11 protein-coding genes are annotated in these 14,388 nt (G+C 70.3%); 3 read left to right on the forward strand and 8 right to left on the reverse strand.

Annotated features, from left to right (window positions below):
• Window positions 1–2: 2 nt before the first annotated feature.
• Entirely contained in the window at window positions 3–1,553 is a 1,551-nt protein-coding gene (locus ACR68M_RS09350; protein WP_441249980.1) for a DUF4192 domain-containing protein, read from the reverse strand.
• 263 nt (window positions 1,554–1,816) lie between these two features.
• On the opposite strand from ACR68M_RS09350, the gene ACR68M_RS09355 reads away from it, so the two are divergent.
• Window positions 1,817–4,090: a DEAD/DEAH box helicase gene (locus tag ACR68M_RS09355; protein ID WP_441249981.1), complete on the forward strand. Its 2,274-nt coding sequence runs from the start codon at window positions 1,817–1,819 to the stop codon at window positions 4,088–4,090.
• Between the two features lie 303 nt (window positions 4,091–4,393).
• Window positions 4,394–5,014, forward strand: coding sequence for a hypothetical protein (locus ACR68M_RS09360; RefSeq protein ID WP_441251557.1), 621 nt, complete (start codon window positions 4,394–4,396; stop codon window positions 5,012–5,014).
• Window positions 5,015–5,167: 153 nt separating this feature from the next.
• Here ACR68M_RS09360 and ACR68M_RS09365 read toward each other — a convergent pair whose 3' ends face one another.
• The 3 genes from ACR68M_RS09365 to ACR68M_RS09375 all read right to left on the reverse strand — a co-directional run bounded on the left by ACR68M_RS09365 (window position 5,168) and on the right by ACR68M_RS09375 (window position 7,223).
• Window positions 5,168–5,566: a hypothetical protein gene (locus tag ACR68M_RS09365; RefSeq protein WP_441249982.1), complete on the reverse strand. Its 399-nt coding sequence runs from the start codon at window positions 5,564–5,566 to the stop codon at window positions 5,168–5,170.
• A gap of 333 nt (window positions 5,567–5,899) precedes the next feature.
• Window positions 5,900–6,583: a ribonuclease HII gene (locus tag ACR68M_RS09370; protein WP_441249983.1), complete on the reverse strand. Its 684-nt coding sequence runs from the start codon at window positions 6,581–6,583 to the stop codon at window positions 5,900–5,902.
• 151 nt (window positions 6,584–6,734) lie between these two features.
• Window positions 6,735–7,223 (reverse strand): TetR/AcrR family transcriptional regulator C-terminal ligand-binding domain-containing protein, encoded by a 489-nt coding sequence (locus ACR68M_RS09375; protein WP_441249984.1) that lies wholly within the window; start codon window positions 7,221–7,223, stop codon window positions 6,735–6,737.
• 406 nt (window positions 7,224–7,629) lie between these two features.
• Here ACR68M_RS09375 and ACR68M_RS09380 point away from each other — a divergent pair, with 406 nt between their 5' ends.
• On the forward strand, window positions 7,630–9,177 hold the full coding sequence (locus ACR68M_RS09380; protein ID WP_441249985.1) for an MFS transporter: 1,548 nt from the start codon (window positions 7,630–7,632) through the stop codon (window positions 9,175–9,177).
• Between the two features lie 170 nt (window positions 9,178–9,347).
• On the opposite strand, the gene ACR68M_RS09385 is transcribed toward ACR68M_RS09380, so the two are convergent.
• The 4 genes from ACR68M_RS09385 to ACR68M_RS09400 form a co-directional block, all read right to left on the reverse strand.
• Window positions 9,348–10,271, reverse strand: coding sequence for a carbohydrate ABC transporter permease (locus ACR68M_RS09385; RefSeq protein WP_441249986.1), 924 nt, complete (start codon window positions 10,269–10,271; stop codon window positions 9,348–9,350).
• An 80-nt stretch (window positions 10,272–10,351) separates the two neighbouring features.
• Window positions 10,352–11,383, reverse strand: coding sequence for a carbohydrate ABC transporter permease (locus ACR68M_RS09390; protein ID WP_441249987.1), 1,032 nt, complete (start codon window positions 11,381–11,383; stop codon window positions 10,352–10,354).
• Window positions 11,384–11,513: 130 nt separating this feature from the next.
• Window positions 11,514–12,890 (reverse strand): ABC transporter substrate-binding protein, encoded by a 1,377-nt coding sequence (locus tag ACR68M_RS09395; protein ID WP_441249988.1) that lies wholly within the window; start codon window positions 12,888–12,890, stop codon window positions 11,514–11,516.
• Window positions 12,891–13,140: 250 nt separating this feature from the next.
• Complete coding sequence (locus tag ACR68M_RS09400) at window positions 13,141–14,337, reverse strand: cytochrome P450 family protein (protein ID WP_441249989.1); 1,197 nt, start codon at window positions 14,335–14,337, stop codon at window positions 13,141–13,143.
• Between the last annotated feature and the right edge of the window lie 51 nt (window positions 14,338–14,388).

The raw sequence follows: 14,388 nt of genomic DNA on the forward strand, positions 1-14,388 counted from the left end.
CATCAGTGGCTCGGCGCCCTGGACACCAGGCGTCGTCGCTTCCGGGTACCGCCGGGGTGGCCGGTCCGGTCGGTGGCGCCGGGGTGGCCGGTCCGGTCGGTGGCGTCGGTGGGGTCGGTACGGTCGGCTGCTCCTCCACCGGTGACCCGACGAGGGGCCGCGGGCGGCCGTCGGCGCGGTGCGGCATGGCCGACCGAGGAGCGGCACGCGGAAGCCCTGCCGTGCGGTGTGTCGTCCACCTCCGGCCGGCCATCCACGGTGCCGCGCGGTTCTGCCGCCACCGGGCCGGTCGGGGTGGTCTGCGAAGGGACTCGGGGCGCGCCGCCCGAGCGCTCTCCGGTCTGCGGGGGTGCCCCGGGTGGGGCGCTGGGCCCGGCCTCGCCCGACGGGGTGTCCGGCGGCCCGTCGGCGTGCGGCGCCCGGGGCCGGGGTACCGGCACCCGCCCCGGAGGGCGCCGAGCGGCGCGTTCCGCCCGGATGCTGTCGAGCAGCTCGTCCGGCAGCAGCCCGGCATTGAGCGATTCGTAGATCAGCTGCGCCAGCGTGTAGTCCGGGTCCAGATCGAGGGCCCTGGAGAGGACGATCCGTGCGGTCGCGCTGTCGGCCGCGAGCCAGGACGTCCAGGCGAGCAGAGTCAGCGGGGCGGCCCCGAAGTGCTCGAACGGCGCGACGCAGCGCTGCGCGAGGAAGCGCCAGAGGCGCTGGGCGGTGGCGAGCTCGTACGGCTCCGCGTACTCGGCGCCGCGGTCACGACCGAGCCTGTCCTGCAGCCCGCTCAGCAACAGCGCCGTGCGGTCGGGATCGATCTCGTCGGCACCCGCCGCGAACTCCGCCATCGCCTCGTCGATCAGGGCACTCGTCCGGTCCAGTACCGCAGCGTGCCCGGCGCCGCCCCGGAGGGCGCGGATCAGCTCCGGCGTGGCGCGGTGCAGCGCCGACCGCTGGATCTCCGCCGCTGCCCCGGTGATCGGGAGAAGCTCAGCGGTGATCGCCTTGCGGCTGCCGCGAGGCGCCAGCCCGGCGAAGGTCGCCGCAGCGGCGATCGCGCTCGGGACGTGGGCGGAGCGGATCTGGGTACCCTGCGGCCCGCAGCAGGTGGTGCCCCAGCAGAGGAACGACCACCAGCGGCCCGCGGAGATGCCGAGTGACTCCCGTACCTTGACCCCGTCGGCGCGGAAGGCCTCGGCGAGCCGGACGGCCAGCGGGCTCAGCCTGCTGATCGCCGCGTGGGTGTCGCCGTCCGCCGGGTCGTGGCAGAGGTAGATCAGGGCCTGCTCGGGGCGGCGATCGCGCTGCTCGGAGAGGTCGATCAGGAGCCGGACGGTGTCCGCCGCGACCGACGGCCAGGAATCGGGGTCGTCGGGGATGTCGAGCCGGACCACACCGCCCTGTTCGAGCTGGGGCCCGTGCAGGCCGACCACGACGATGCTGTCGTCGGGGAAGAAGCCCAGCAGGTACGGGAGCATCTCGGCCATGTCTCCCGGGCCTCGCATCCTGGCGGGGAGCTGGGTGGAGACTCGGGTGGGGAGCGGAGCTGCGTGTTCGTTGTTCATGCCGGGAAGATTGGCGCACCAGGTGGGTACCTGGGCGAGAAATCTCAGCCCTGTGGATAAACCGGGGGGTCCAGCATTTGATCCCCCGAATGGCCTAACCCTTACATGCGGATACATCGGTGCAAATAGTGCAGATTTGGATTCTTGACTGCTTATAGCCTCACAGTTACGCACAGCGCGCGGCGCCGATGCCGGGCCGCTGCTCGGCGCCGATGGTCACCGCTGTTCGCGGATTGTCGGTCGCAGGCGGTATTGATTGAGCCATGCAGAAGCCGAGCCACGCCACCGACCAGTCCCCCGACCGCGCCGCCGTCCGTGCGCGGGCCGAGGCGGTGCTCCGCGAGCTGGCCGGCCCGTCCGCCGTGCTGCGCGAGGACCAGTGGCTGGCGATCGAGGCACTGGTCATCGACCATCGGCGGGCCCTCGTCGTGCAGCGCACCGGCTGGGGCAAGTCCGCCGTCTACTTCATCGCCACCTCGCTGCTGCGCGCACGGGGCGCCGGGCCGACGGTGATCGTCTCCCCTCTGCTGGCCCTGATGCGCAATCAGGTCGATTCGGCCGCGAAGGCCGGTATCCACGCGCGCACCATCAACTCGGCCAACCCCGAGGAGTGGGACGTCATCCAGGCCGAGGTCGCGGCCGGAGCGGTCGACATCCTGCTGGTCAGCCCCGAGCGGCTGAACAACCCCGACTTCCGCGACCAGGTGCTGCCGAAACTCGCGGCCTCCACCGGCCTGCTGGTGGTCGACGAGGCGCACTGCATCTCCGACTGGGGTCACGACTTCCGCCCCGACTACCGCCGCCTGCGCACGATGCTGGCCGACCTGGCCCCGGGCGTCCCGGTCCTGGCCACCACCGCGACGGCCAACTCCCGGGTCACCGCCGACGTCGCCGAGCAGCTCGGCACCGGCAGCGCGCAGCCCCCCACGACCGATCCCGCCACGGGCGCCGACACGCCCTTCACCGGTTCCACGGACATGGGCCCGACCGGCACCGGGGAGCGCGCGCTCGTACTGCGTGGCGAGCTCGACCGGGAGAGCCTGAGCCTCGGCGTGCTCACCCTCCCCGACCCGGCGCAGCGGCTGGCCTGGCTCGCCGACCACCTCCCCGAGCTGCCCGGCTCCGGGATCATCTACACCCTGACCGTGGCCGCCACCGACGAGGTCACCGACTTCCTCCGCCAGCGCGGGTATCCGGTCGCCTCCTACTCCGGCCGGACGGAGGACGCCGAGCGCCGCAGCGCCGAGGCCGATCTTCTCGCCAACCGGGTCAAGGCCCTGGTCGCGACCTCAGCCCTGGGGATGGGCTTCGACAAGCCCGATCTCGGCTTCGTGGTGCACCTCGGCTCCCCCAGCTCGCCGATCGCGTACTACCAGCAGGTCGGCCGTGCCGGGCGTGGCGTGGCGCGGGCGGAGGTGCTGCTGCTGCCGGGCCGCGAGGACGAGGCGATCTGGCGGTACTTCGCCTCGCTGGGCTTCCCGCCCGAGGAGCAGGTCCGGCGGACGATCGACGCCCTCGCCGAGGCCGGTCGGCCGCTGTCGACGGCTGCCCTGGAGACCCGGGTCGACCTCCGCCGGGCCCGGCTGGAGACGATGCTCAAGGTGCTCGACGTCGACGGGGCCGTCCGCCGGGTGCGCGGCGGTTGGACGGCGACGGGCGCCCCGTGGGCGTACGACGCGGCTCGCTACGCCAAGGTCGCCGAATCCCGCGAGGCCGAGCAGCGAGCGATGCGCGAGTACGCCACGACGAGCGGCTGCCGGATGGAGTTCCTGCGCCGCCAGCTCGACGACGACGCCGCCACGCCCTGCGGCCGGTGCGACAACTGCGCGGGGGCCAGTCACGCGCCGGAGGTCTCGGGTGAGGCTCTCGGGGCGGCCAGGGCAGCGCTCGGCAGGCCGGGCGTCACCTTTGAGCCACGCAGGCTGTGGCCCACGGGCATGGACGCACTGGGCGTCTCGCTGAAGGGTCGGATTCCGGCCGGGGAGCAGGCCGAAACCGGCCGGGCCCTGGGCCGACTTTCGGACATCGGCTGGGGCACCCGGCTGCGTACGCTGCTCGCCGACCAGGCGCCGGACGGGCCGGTGCCCGCCGAGGTGCTGGACGCACTGGTCAGTGTGCTGGCCGACTGGGCGCGCGGGCCCGGCGGCTGGGCCGGGCCCGAGGGCCCCGACGGCACCAGGTCGGCCCGCCCGGTCGGCGTGGTCTCGATGGCGTCGAGCACCCGTCCGGCCCTGGTCGGGAGCCTGAGCGCGCAGGTGGCGTCGATCGGTCGCCTGCCGCTGCTCGGGCAGATCGGCTATGCGACCGGCCGCCCGCCGCACGGCCCCCGGAGCAACAGTGCGCAGCGGCTGCACTCACTGGCGAGCACGTTCCTGCTCCCCGAGGAGCTCCGGTCGGCGCTGGCCGCGACCCCGGGGCCGGTCCTGCTGATCGACGACGCGGTCGACTCGGGGTGGACGGTCACGGTGGCGGCCCGGCTGCTGCGGCAGGCGGGTGCGAGTGCGGTGTTGCCGCTGGTCCTGGCCGTGCAGGCGTAGCGCGTCGGCGGCGGGCTCTTGGCAGGGCAACCGCTGGAGCGAGGTCGGCGCTCCGCGCGTGGGCACCACGCAAGAGTGGCCCGATCGCGACCTGGTCAACCGAATGGCAGCACGGGAGGAGTGGAATATATCTGACAGAACAGCGACTTTCGGGCGGCGTTCATCATTTCATCGTTGCCGGTCGGGGTCTTCTGACCCGAGAATTGGACCGTACCCCGAGACCGGTCCGACAGACCTGTCCTTCGGCGTACGCACGTGCCCGCGCGCCCTGCGGGTCGGGAAAGGAGGATCGTGATCAACGGCATCGACCAAGGTCAGTTCTCCCCGGCCCGGAAGCGGACGATCAGCCTGGAGAACTGGGCGGACTCCGGAGTCCCGCTGCTGCGGGCCCCCAGGGAGTTCGTCAGCGAGCTGCACCAGCGGCATCTCCCCCAGCCCGGCACCACGGTCGTCGCCGTGCTCGACGCCGAGCACCACGTGTCGGCGTCCGCCTCGTTCTCGGCCCGCCCGCACACCGACGACGGCTGGCAACACCGCAACGCGATCCTCGCCCACCTCCGCCAGGTCACTCCGCACGACCTGCGGCTCAGCGCTCCCGTCCGGACGGCTGTGCTGCTCCGCTGCCGCGAGGGATCCGCCGACTGGACCGACCAGGACGGCGCCTGGATGTGGGCGCTGCGCGACGCCGCGATGCTGCACGGGCTGCGCTGCGGTTCCTACATCGCACTGACGCCGGCCGGCTGGCACTCGCTCGGCGACGGCCGACGCGGGCGCAATCCGCACTCCGACTCCTGGGCGGACGGCCCGGTCCACACCGTCACGGAGCTGGCCCCGCGCAGCACCCGCGAGCCTGCCGAGGAACGGGTCTGGCGGCCGATCGCCGTCGCCTCGCGGGACACCCTCCGCCGCACCGCCACGCGCTGACCCTCGCCAACCGGAACTGACCTGAGCCGACCGGTGATGGCTGTCACCCGCCGATACGACGAAGCACCCGGCAGGCCGAAGCTCCGGGATCTCCAGGATTTCCGGGCTTCGGCGCGCCAGGTGCCACCGACAAGGTTCTCGTCAGGGTTCTCGTCAGGCCGGGACGGGTCGGCTCCCGGCTGGGAGCAGCGGGCGCACTCGGTCGGCCTCGCCGCAGACCACGAGCAGCGCGCCGACGTGGTCGAACGCCTTCTTCACCGCCCGTTCGACGCGCGCGGCGCCGCTGTCGTTGACGACCAGGACGACGACCTCGCGGCGCAGCGGGCGCGCCGTTGCGGCGTCCGCGTAGAACACGTCACCGCCTTCGGTGAGCTGGGCCCAGTAGCCCGCCTCACCGAAGGAGAGCTCGTGCTGCTGCCAAGGGTGCGGCTCGCCGACGGTCAGCACCAAGACGTCCTCCGGGCGACGGCCGGCCTCCAGGAGCGAGTCGACCGTGTCGTCGGCCCGTTCGACCGCGTCGAGGACGGACGAGGGCACCAGTTGGACGGTCACGGCGGGGCGCTGGGGGGCGGGGCCGGGCTTGGGCGGCTGGGCCGGCCTCGGGGGCGGTCCCGGCCGAGGGGCGCGTGGGGGTGCCGGCCGGGGTCCGGGCACGGCTGCGCTCGGGGCGGAAGGCTTGACGGGGACGGGGGGCGCGCTGCCGACGGCAGGCGTACGGGGGGCGTGTGCGTCCGACTCGCGGGGGAAGGGAACGCCGGGGCCCGGGATACTCTCGTGAATCTCCGGCTCCTCGGGGAAGGCAGGCATGCCCGAATATCTATCAAATGCCAGCCGAATGCGCACGGGCACCCCACCTTTTGAACACAGCAGGTGGGGGACAGGCCGTCAGAAACCGAGGGACAGCTGCTCATCCTGACTCGGCAGAGCCCGCCCACGCTTCAAATGGCTCCACTTCGGCAGCGCATCGAGGTAGGCCCAGGAGAGTCGGTGGTGCTCGGTCGGACCGTACTCGTCGAGCGCTGCCCGGTGCACGGGCGAGGGGTAGCCGGCGTTCTCGGCGAAGCCGTACGCGGGGAGGTCGGCCCCGATGTCGGCCATCATGCCGTCACGGTGCACCTTGGCGAGCACCGAGGCGGCGGAGACGCAGACACAGGACTGGTCACCCTTGATCACGGTGCGGACCCGCCACGGGCCGCCGAGGTAGTCGTGCTTGCCGTCGAGGATCACAGCGTCCGGACGGACGGGGAGCGCCTCCAGCGCGCGCAGTGCCGCCAGCCGCAGGGCGGCGGTCATGCCGAGTTCGTCGCACTCCTCGGGCGAGGCGTGGCCCAGTGCGTAGGCGAGGACCCAGTCGGCCAGCACCGGGGCCAGTGCGTCACGGCGGCGCTCGGTGAGGAGTTTGGAGTCGGTAAGACCCTCCGGCGGCTTGCGCAGCCCGGTCACCGCAGCGCCGACCGTGACCGGCCCCGCCCAGGCGCCGCGCCCGACCTCGTCCAGCCCGACCACCAGCTGGGCCCCGGCCCGGCGCAGCGAGCGCTCGACCGAGTGGGTCGGGGGGTCGTACGGCATCAACGGTCCTTCGGCAGGGTCTCGGCGGCGGCAGCGGTCGCACGGGCTGGGGCCCGTCATCGGCGGGCGAGTCCAGCGTACGTCCTACCGGGGGCTGCTCGAGGGCCGCCCACAGCCACGGGCGGGGCTACGGACGGGGCCCCAAGCGGGGTTACGGGCGGACCATCGGGATGAGCACCTCGTCGACCAGTGAGGTGCAGAATCCGGGGTCGAGGGCACCTTCGCAGACCTTGGCCCGGTACATCAGCATCGCCGGGGCGACGTCGGCGACGAGGCTGGTGGCGGCACCGGGCCGGACGTCGCCGCGGAGTTCACCGCGTCGGAGGATGTCCAGCATGGCGGACGTCGACGGGCGGATCACCCGTTCGGTGAGGAAGTCCTTGAACTCCCGGGTCCGTTCGTGGTCCAGCTCGGCCATCAGGGCACGCATCGCGCTCCCCGCCCGGGACTCCATGGCGGCGCCGTACCCCTCGATGAGCTGCAGCAACTCGCTTCGCACGGACCCGAGGTCGGGCACCTGCGCAGGGGGTGGCAGAGTGGATCCGAGGGCGTCGATGATCAGATCGGCCTTCGACGTCCAGCGCCGGTACAGCGCGGCCTTGCCCGTCTGGGCCGCACCGGCGATGCCTTCCATGGTCATCCGCGCAAACCCGCCGGACGTGAGCTGCTCAAGGGCGGCGTCGAAGATGGCGGCTTCCAGGGCCTTGCCCCGTCTCCGCGACGGTCCGCCCTCGGCACCAGTCACCACGCCGCTCACCGCATCACTCGCCACACCACTCGCCACTCGCCACACCACTCGCCTCACAGTCCGCCTCACCCGGCACAGCGCACCTCGGGGGAACGGCCGCCATGTCGCCGTCCGCCCCCTGGCTCCACGCGATCTGATTCATCATCATCAACCTTAAAGAACGCTTGCGTTCACAATCCTCCACCGGGTAGTGTCCATCTTAGTGAACGCAGCCGTTCCTTCAAAACGGCTGCGGCACGGCGCACGGGGAGATCCGGCACCTACCGCTACCAGTACCAATAGCCAGCAGGGGGACAACATGGCTATCTCGAAAACACTCACCAAGACCTCACCACCTCAGGCCCGCCGAGGGCAGTACAAGGGCTTCGCCCTCGCTGTCATCGCGGCGACGCAGCTCATGGTCGTGCTCGACGCCACGATCGTGAACATCGCGCTTCCCCACATCCAGGACGCGCTCAAGTTCTCCGACACCAGCCTCTCCTGGGTCATCAACGCCTACACCCTGACCTTCGGCGGCCTGCTACTGCTCGGCGGCCGGGCAGGCGACATCCTCGGACGGCGCCGGGTGTTCATCGCCGGCGTGCTGCTCTTCGGCTTCGCCTCGCTGCTCGGCGGCTTCGCCCAGGACTCCAACATGTTGCTCGCTGCGCGGGCGCTGCAGGGCATCGGTGGCGCGATCTGTTCACCGACGGCCTTCGCCCTGATCGCGACCAACTTCGAGGAGGGGCCGGACCGCAACCGGGCCTTCGGGGTCTTCTCGGCCGTCGCGGGCTCCGGGGCAGCCATCGGCCTGCTGGCCGGCGGGCTGCTCACCGAGTACCTGAACTGGCGTTGGGTGTTCTTCGTCAACGTGCCGATCGCCATCCTGATCGCCGTCGCCGCGCCGCTGTACATCAACGAGTCGAAGCGCCAGGAGGGTCGGTTCGACCTGCCCGGGGCACTGGCCTCGACCCTCGGTCTGGTCTCCCTGGTCTACGGCTTCATCCGGGCCGCCTCGGACGGCTGGAGCGACTCGCTGACGATCGGTTCGTTCGTCGTCGGTGCCCTGCTCGTGCTGGCCTTCCTGGTCATCGAGCGACGCACCGCGCAGCCGATCACCCCGCTGCACCTCTTCTCCAACCGGAACCGCACCGGCGGCCTGGTGATGATGCTCTGCCTGGCGGCCGCCATGTTCGGCATCTTCTTCTACGTCACGATCTTCGTGCAGCGGGTGCTGGGCTACAGCCCGCTGAAGGCCGGTGTGGCCTTCCTGCCGATCAGCGTCGCGATCATCATCGCCGCCCAGCTCGCCTCCGCCTTCCAGGCCAAGTACGGCCCCAAGCCGTTCATGGCAGGCGGCGCACTGCTGGTCACGATCGGCCTGACCTGGCTCACCCAGACCAGCGCCGACAGCAGCTACACCACCGGGGTGCTCGGCCCCACCGTGATCTTCGGCTTCGGCATGGGCCTGGTGTTCGTCCCGGTGATGCTGCTCGCGGTGGCAGGGGTGGCGGCGCACGAGACCGGCGCGGCCTCCGGTCTGCTGAACTCCATGCAGCAGATCGGTGGTTCACTCGGCCTCTCGATCCTGACCACGGTCTTCGCCTCGGCCGTCCGCAGCGAGGCCACCCAGAAGGTGCCGGACTTCCTGGCGCACGCGACACCCCAGCAGAAGGCCGAGTTCAACACCACGCACCAGTTCCCGCTCGGCACGAGCTGGTACAACGAGGCGCTGGCACACGGCATAGGCCAGGCGTTCATCGTCGGTGCCTCGCTCGCCGGGGTCGCCCTGCTGGTGGCCGTGTTCGCCATCAAGGCCAAGCCTGGCGACCTGGCCTCCGAGGGCCCGGCCGTCATGGTCCACTGACGCTGAACGCCGTTCGACTACCCATCGTGTGACGATCAGGCATGTGACGGCGCGCCCAACCTGACGGCGCACACGGCACACACGGCACACAGTGTGCGTACGGCTCGGGCCGGCCGGAAGACCGGCTCCGAGCCGTACGCAGCACCCGACTCCCCTACCGCCTCACCCCTTCACCCCTTCACCGACCCGGCCAGCAGCCCCTTGACGAAGTACCGCTGGAGCCCGAAGAAGACGAGCAGCGGGACGATCAGCGAGAGGAAGGCTCCGGCGGTGAGCAGTTCCCACCGCCCACCGAACGAGCCGGAGAGCTGGGCGAGCCGGACGGTCATCGGGGCGACCTCGGGGGTGCCACCTGCGAAGGTCAACGCGACGAGGAGGTCGTTCCAGACCCAGAGGAACTCGAAGATCGCGAAGGAGGCGAGAGCCGGCGTGCAGAGCGGGAGCACGATGGCACGGAAGATGGTGAAGTGCGACGCCCCGTCGACCACGGCTGCCTCCATCAGGTCGCGTGGCAGCTGCGAGATGAAGTTGTGCAGCAGGAAGGTCGCGAGCGGCAGGGCGAACATGGTGTGCGCCAGCCAGACCGGCGCGTAGGTGCCGTGCAGGTCGAAGGCCGGGATGACGGTCATCCCACCGAGATGGGCACCGCCTGAGAACAGTTGCAGCAACGGGATCAACGCCATCTGCAACGGCACCACTTGAAGAGCGAAGATCACGAAGAAGACCGTGTCACTGCCCCTGAACCGGACCCACGCCAGGGCGTAGGCGGCCATCGCCGCGATGAGCAGCGGGAAAACCGTCGCCGGGATGCTGATGGCGAGCGAGTTCACCAGATAGGGCATCAACCCGCCGCTGACGCCGAATCCGCCCTCGAAGAGCACCGTGTGGTAGTTCGAGAGGATCAGGTTCGGATGGGCGAAGACCTCCCACCAGCCGCTGTCCGTGACGTCCTGCTTGGGCCGTAGCGAGGTCGCGAGGAGGCCGAAGGTGGGGATCGTCCAGAGCACCGTCACAGCGATCACGAACACCGAGCCGAGCGGGCTACTGAAGGACTTCCGGACAGCCTTGCCCGGCCGGACAACCGCCTCGCTCACCCCACCGGCCGCCCCGCCCCTCGTCCCGCCCCTCGTCCCGCCCCTCGTCCCGCCGCTGCCCCTGTCACTCACCCCGTCGCTCACCTGGTCTCACGCTCCTTGCGCAGCTGAACGATGTTGTAGGCCACCAGCGGCAAGACGGCCAGGAAGAGGATCACCGCTAGCGCACTCCCCCGCCCGACGTTGAACTGCACGAAGGACTGCGAGTACATCTCGTTGGCCAGCACCTGGGTGCCGAAGTTGCCGCCCGTCATCGTGCGGACGATGTCGAACGCCTTCAGCGTGGTGATCATGACGGTGGTGAGCACGACGACCAGCGTGGTCCGGATCATCGGCACCGTCACGAACCAGAAGAGTTGCAACCCCCGGGCACCGTCCAGCCGGGCCGCCTCCGTCACCTCGTCCGGGATGGCCTTGATCGCGGCCGACAGCACCACCATGGCGAAGCCGGTCTGCACCCAGACCATCACGGCCATCAGCAGGAAGTTGTTCAACGGGTGCGAGAGCATCCAGTTCGGCGGGTGCGACCAACCCAGGCTGATGGCCAGTTGGCTCAACAGCCCGATCTGCGGCTGAGAAGGGTCCTTGGCCTCGTAGACGAACTTCCAGATGATGCTGGCGCCGACCAGCGAGACCGCCATCGGCATGAAGATCAGTGACTTGTAGATCGCCTGACGTTTCATCCGTTCGACCAGAAGGGCCAGCACCAGGCCCAGGCCGGTGGCGGCGAGTGGAGCGACGAGCAGCCAGAGGAGCGTGTTGAGCAGCACCTGGTGGATCGAGCCGGCGGTCAGGGCCCAGCCGTAGTTGCCGCCGCCCAGGAAGCGGGAGGAGTCGTCGTTGTAGAAGCTCAGATAGATGGTGCGGATCAGCGGCGCGACCAGCCCGATGATCAGCAGAAGCACAGCGGGCCCCAGGAACACCCCGATGGCGACGGGTCGGCTGAGCCGACCGGTGGCGCGCCCCGCCACATAGAACACCACCAGCAGAATGCCCAGGAACCCGACGATCGCGACGAGGCTGTTGTCGAGCTTGACGAGCGCGTCGGACCACGTCGAATCGGCCAGCAGAGCCTTGGGGGGCGAAGTTGTGAGCGGTAGAGCCGTAGTCATCAGATACGTTCCTCCTCTCTTCCCCGAACGCGAGAAGCACCGGACCGCAGAAGCCGAGCACCGGGTGGCGCGGGCGCGAGCACGTACACCCGCACCACCCGGTCGGACCGCACTGCACCGCCCGACAGCCCTACTGCGGCCAGGCGTTGTCGATGTCGCTCGCCACCTTCGCGATCGACTGGCCCTCGGCGAACCAGGCCGTCAGCGACTTCCACTCCTGCCCGGCGCCGATCGCGGCAGGCATCAGGTCGGAGCCGTCGAAGCGGAAGGTCGCCGTCGGGTCGGTCAGCGCGTCGGCGGAGAGCTTGTCGATCGGGTCCGTGTAGAGGCTCTTGTCCACGCCCTGGTTGGCGGAGACCCAGCCGGTGGAGACCTTCACCCGGCTGCTCGCCCACTCCGCGCTGGAGAGGTAGTTCTGCACCGCCTTGGCCTCGGGCCGGTCCGAGAACGCGGCAAGGAACTCGCCGCCGCCTTCGACCGGGTTGGCGATCGACGGGTTCACCGCCGGCAGGTGGAAGGCGAAGATGTCACCGTCCGGGCCGATGTTGGTGCCCTTGGCCCACTGCGCCTGGTAGAAGGAGGCCTGCTGGAGCATCCAGCACTTGTTGGTGAGGATCGGTGCCCCGGCGTCCTGGAAGGTGGTGGTGGCGATCGACTTCACATCGCCGTAGCCGCCGTTCACCCAGGCCGGGTTCTGCATCCAGCCGGCCACGGTCTGCATCGCGGCGGCGATCTTCGGGTCGCTGAACTTCACCTGGTGGTTGACCCACTGGTCGTAGACGTCACCCCCGTACGAACCGAGCACGACCTCCTCGAGCCAGTCGGTGGCCGGCCAGCCCGTCGCCGTCCCGGAGCCGATGCCGCCGCACCACGGCTTGCTGCCGCCCCCGGCACCCGCGATCTTCTCGCTGAGCGCGGTCAGCTCGGCCCAGGTCTTCGGCACCGTGTAACCGGCCTGCTTGAAGTACTTCGGCGAGTACCAGACCAGGGATTTCATGTTGGCGCTCATCGGCGCTGCGTAGAAGGTGCCGTTGACCGAGCCGTAGGTCTTCCAGACCGGGCTCCACTTGCCCTCGTTGGCCACCGTCTCGGCCGGTGGCTTCACGACCTTGCCGGTCTTCACCATCTGGGCCAGCAGGCCCGGTTGCGGGATGATCGCGAAGTCGGGCGCGTTGCCACCGCTGACCCGCACCTGGAGTTGGGACTCGAAGTCGTTGGCCCCCTCGTACGAGATCTTGATGCCCGTACAGGAACTGAACTCGGACCAGGACTTCTCCAGCGAGTCCGACTCCGGGCTGAGGATCGAGGCGTACATCGTGACCTTCGTCCCGGCGTGCCCGGCGTACGGCTGGTACTTGGCACAGTCACCGGTCAGGGCCGCGGCCGAGCCGGTCGGGGAGGAGGTGCTTGAACTGTTCGAGCAGGCGGCGACCAGAGAGAGCGCCAGGACGGCCGAGGCTGCGAGCAGCGGCCGGGTCCTGCTTCTCCGGGAATGACTGGTGATCATCGGCGACCTTCGATCGCGGGTGAAGGGAGAGTCAATTCGGTCCTCCGTGCCAGGGCATGACATGCCAGCAGTAAGACGGAACAAGACTGCGCTGTACCTGAGAGCGATCCGTACCCAACCCGGGCTGAGTTGAAGACGCTAACGCAGGCCCCTTCCCACGCCAAGGTCCCCGTTCGCCCTATATTGCCCGTCCCGCACTCTCCGGTCTCAAACCCCCCACACCGCTACCTGCACAACCCCGACACCTGGCTCAGAACCGGACGGGCAGGGCCCGCAGGCTGTTGACCGCCATCGTGGGGTTGGGCACCAGTTCGTCGTCCCTGACGGCCAGGGAGAGCGCAGGGAAGCGGTCGAAGAGCGCGGGGAGCGCGACGGCGGCCTCCAAGCGCGCGAGCGGCGCCCCGGGGCAGGCGTGCGGGCCGTGGCCGAAAGAGAGGTGGCGGGCGGGCTCGCGGGTGATGTCGAAGATCTCCGCCGTGATGCCGTGCTGCGCGGGGTCGCGGCCCAGCGCGTTGTAGGAGATCAGGACGGCGTCGCCCTCCGGGATCAGCACATCCTCGTACTTGATGTCCTCGGCGGCGAAGCGGAAGAGGAAGTTGCTGGTCGGCGGCGTCCAGCGGAGCGACTCCTCGACCACCGCCGTCCACGGCACCGCGCCCGAGCGAGCCAGCTCCAGCTGGTCGGGGTGGCCGAGCAGCGCGCGGACGGCGCTGGTGATCAGGTTGACGGTGGTCTCGTGACCGGCCGCGATGATCACCCGGAGGGTGGCCGCCGCCTCCGCGTCGCTGAGCGCCCCGCCCTCCACGTCGGCCTCGAGCAACGCGCTGATCAGATCATCGCCCGGCTGCGCCCGGCGCTGCTCGACCAGACCGCCGACGAAGGCATTGAGCGCGGCGATCGTCGCCTGCACGTCGGACGCAACGCTGCTGAAGAACCGCTCGTACAGCTCCCGGACGTGCCCGTGGTCGCGCTCCGGGACGCCGAGCAGCGTGCCGATCACCGTCATCGGCAGCGGGAAGGCGAACGCGGTCTTGAGATCGACCACCGGCCCGGCTTCCGCGACCCGGTCCAGCAGACCGGCGGTGATCGCCTCGATCCGGGGCCGCATCAGCTCCACCCGGCGCGGCGTGAACGCCTGCGTGACGATCGCGCGCAGGCGCCGGTGCTCGGCCCCGTCCGTGGTGACCATGCTCGGGCCGGGCACCGCCAGCCCGATCAACGGCCAGCTCTTCGGGATCTCACCCCGCTGGTACGCCGCCCACCGGGTGGCACTCTTCACCAGGCGATGGTCCGTCAGCAGGTCACGCGCCGCCGCATGCCGGGTGACCGCCCAGGCCCGGACGCCGCCGAGCAGCTCGACGGCCACCACCGGGCCGGCCGCGCGCAGCAGGGCGCCCTCGGCCGCGTTGTCACGGGCCATCGGGTCCATCATGATCGGGGCGGTCATCTCGTACTCCTCAGGTCGCTCCAGCAACATCCGGCAACATCCAGCAACGTC

The sequence above is a fragment of the Kitasatospora sp. McL0602 genome (genome assembly GCF_052076145.1).
Classification (GTDB): domain Bacteria; phylum Actinomycetota; class Actinomycetes; order Streptomycetales; family Streptomycetaceae; genus Kitasatospora.

Coding starts and splice junctions, on each gene's coding strand:
- ACR68M_RS09350 (WP_441249980.1), bottom strand. CDS start 1,553: ATGAACAACGAACACGCAGCTCCGCTCCCCACCCGAGTCTCCACCCAG.
- ACR68M_RS09355 (WP_441249981.1), top strand. CDS start 1,817: ATGCAGAAGCCGAGCCACGCCACCGACCAGTCCCCCGACCGCGCCGCC.
- ACR68M_RS09370 (WP_441249983.1), bottom strand. CDS start 6,583: ATGCCGTACGACCCCCCGACCCACTCGGTCGAGCGCTCGCTGCGCCGG.
- ACR68M_RS09375 (WP_441249984.1), bottom strand. CDS start 7,223: ATGACCATGGAAGGCATCGCCGGTGCGGCCCAGACGGGCAAGGCCGCG.
- ACR68M_RS09380 (WP_441249985.1), top strand. CDS start 7,630: ATGGCTATCTCGAAAACACTCACCAAGACCTCACCACCTCAGGCCCGC.
- ACR68M_RS09390 (WP_441249987.1), bottom strand. CDS start 11,383: ATGACTACGGCTCTACCGCTCACAACTTCGCCCCCCAAGGCTCTGCTG.
- ACR68M_RS09395 (WP_441249988.1), bottom strand. CDS start 12,890: ATGATCACCAGTCATTCCCGGAGAAGCAGGACCCGGCCGCTGCTCGCA.
- ACR68M_RS09400 (WP_441249989.1), bottom strand. CDS start 14,337: ATGACCGCCCCGATCATGATGGACCCGATGGCCCGTGACAACGCGGCC.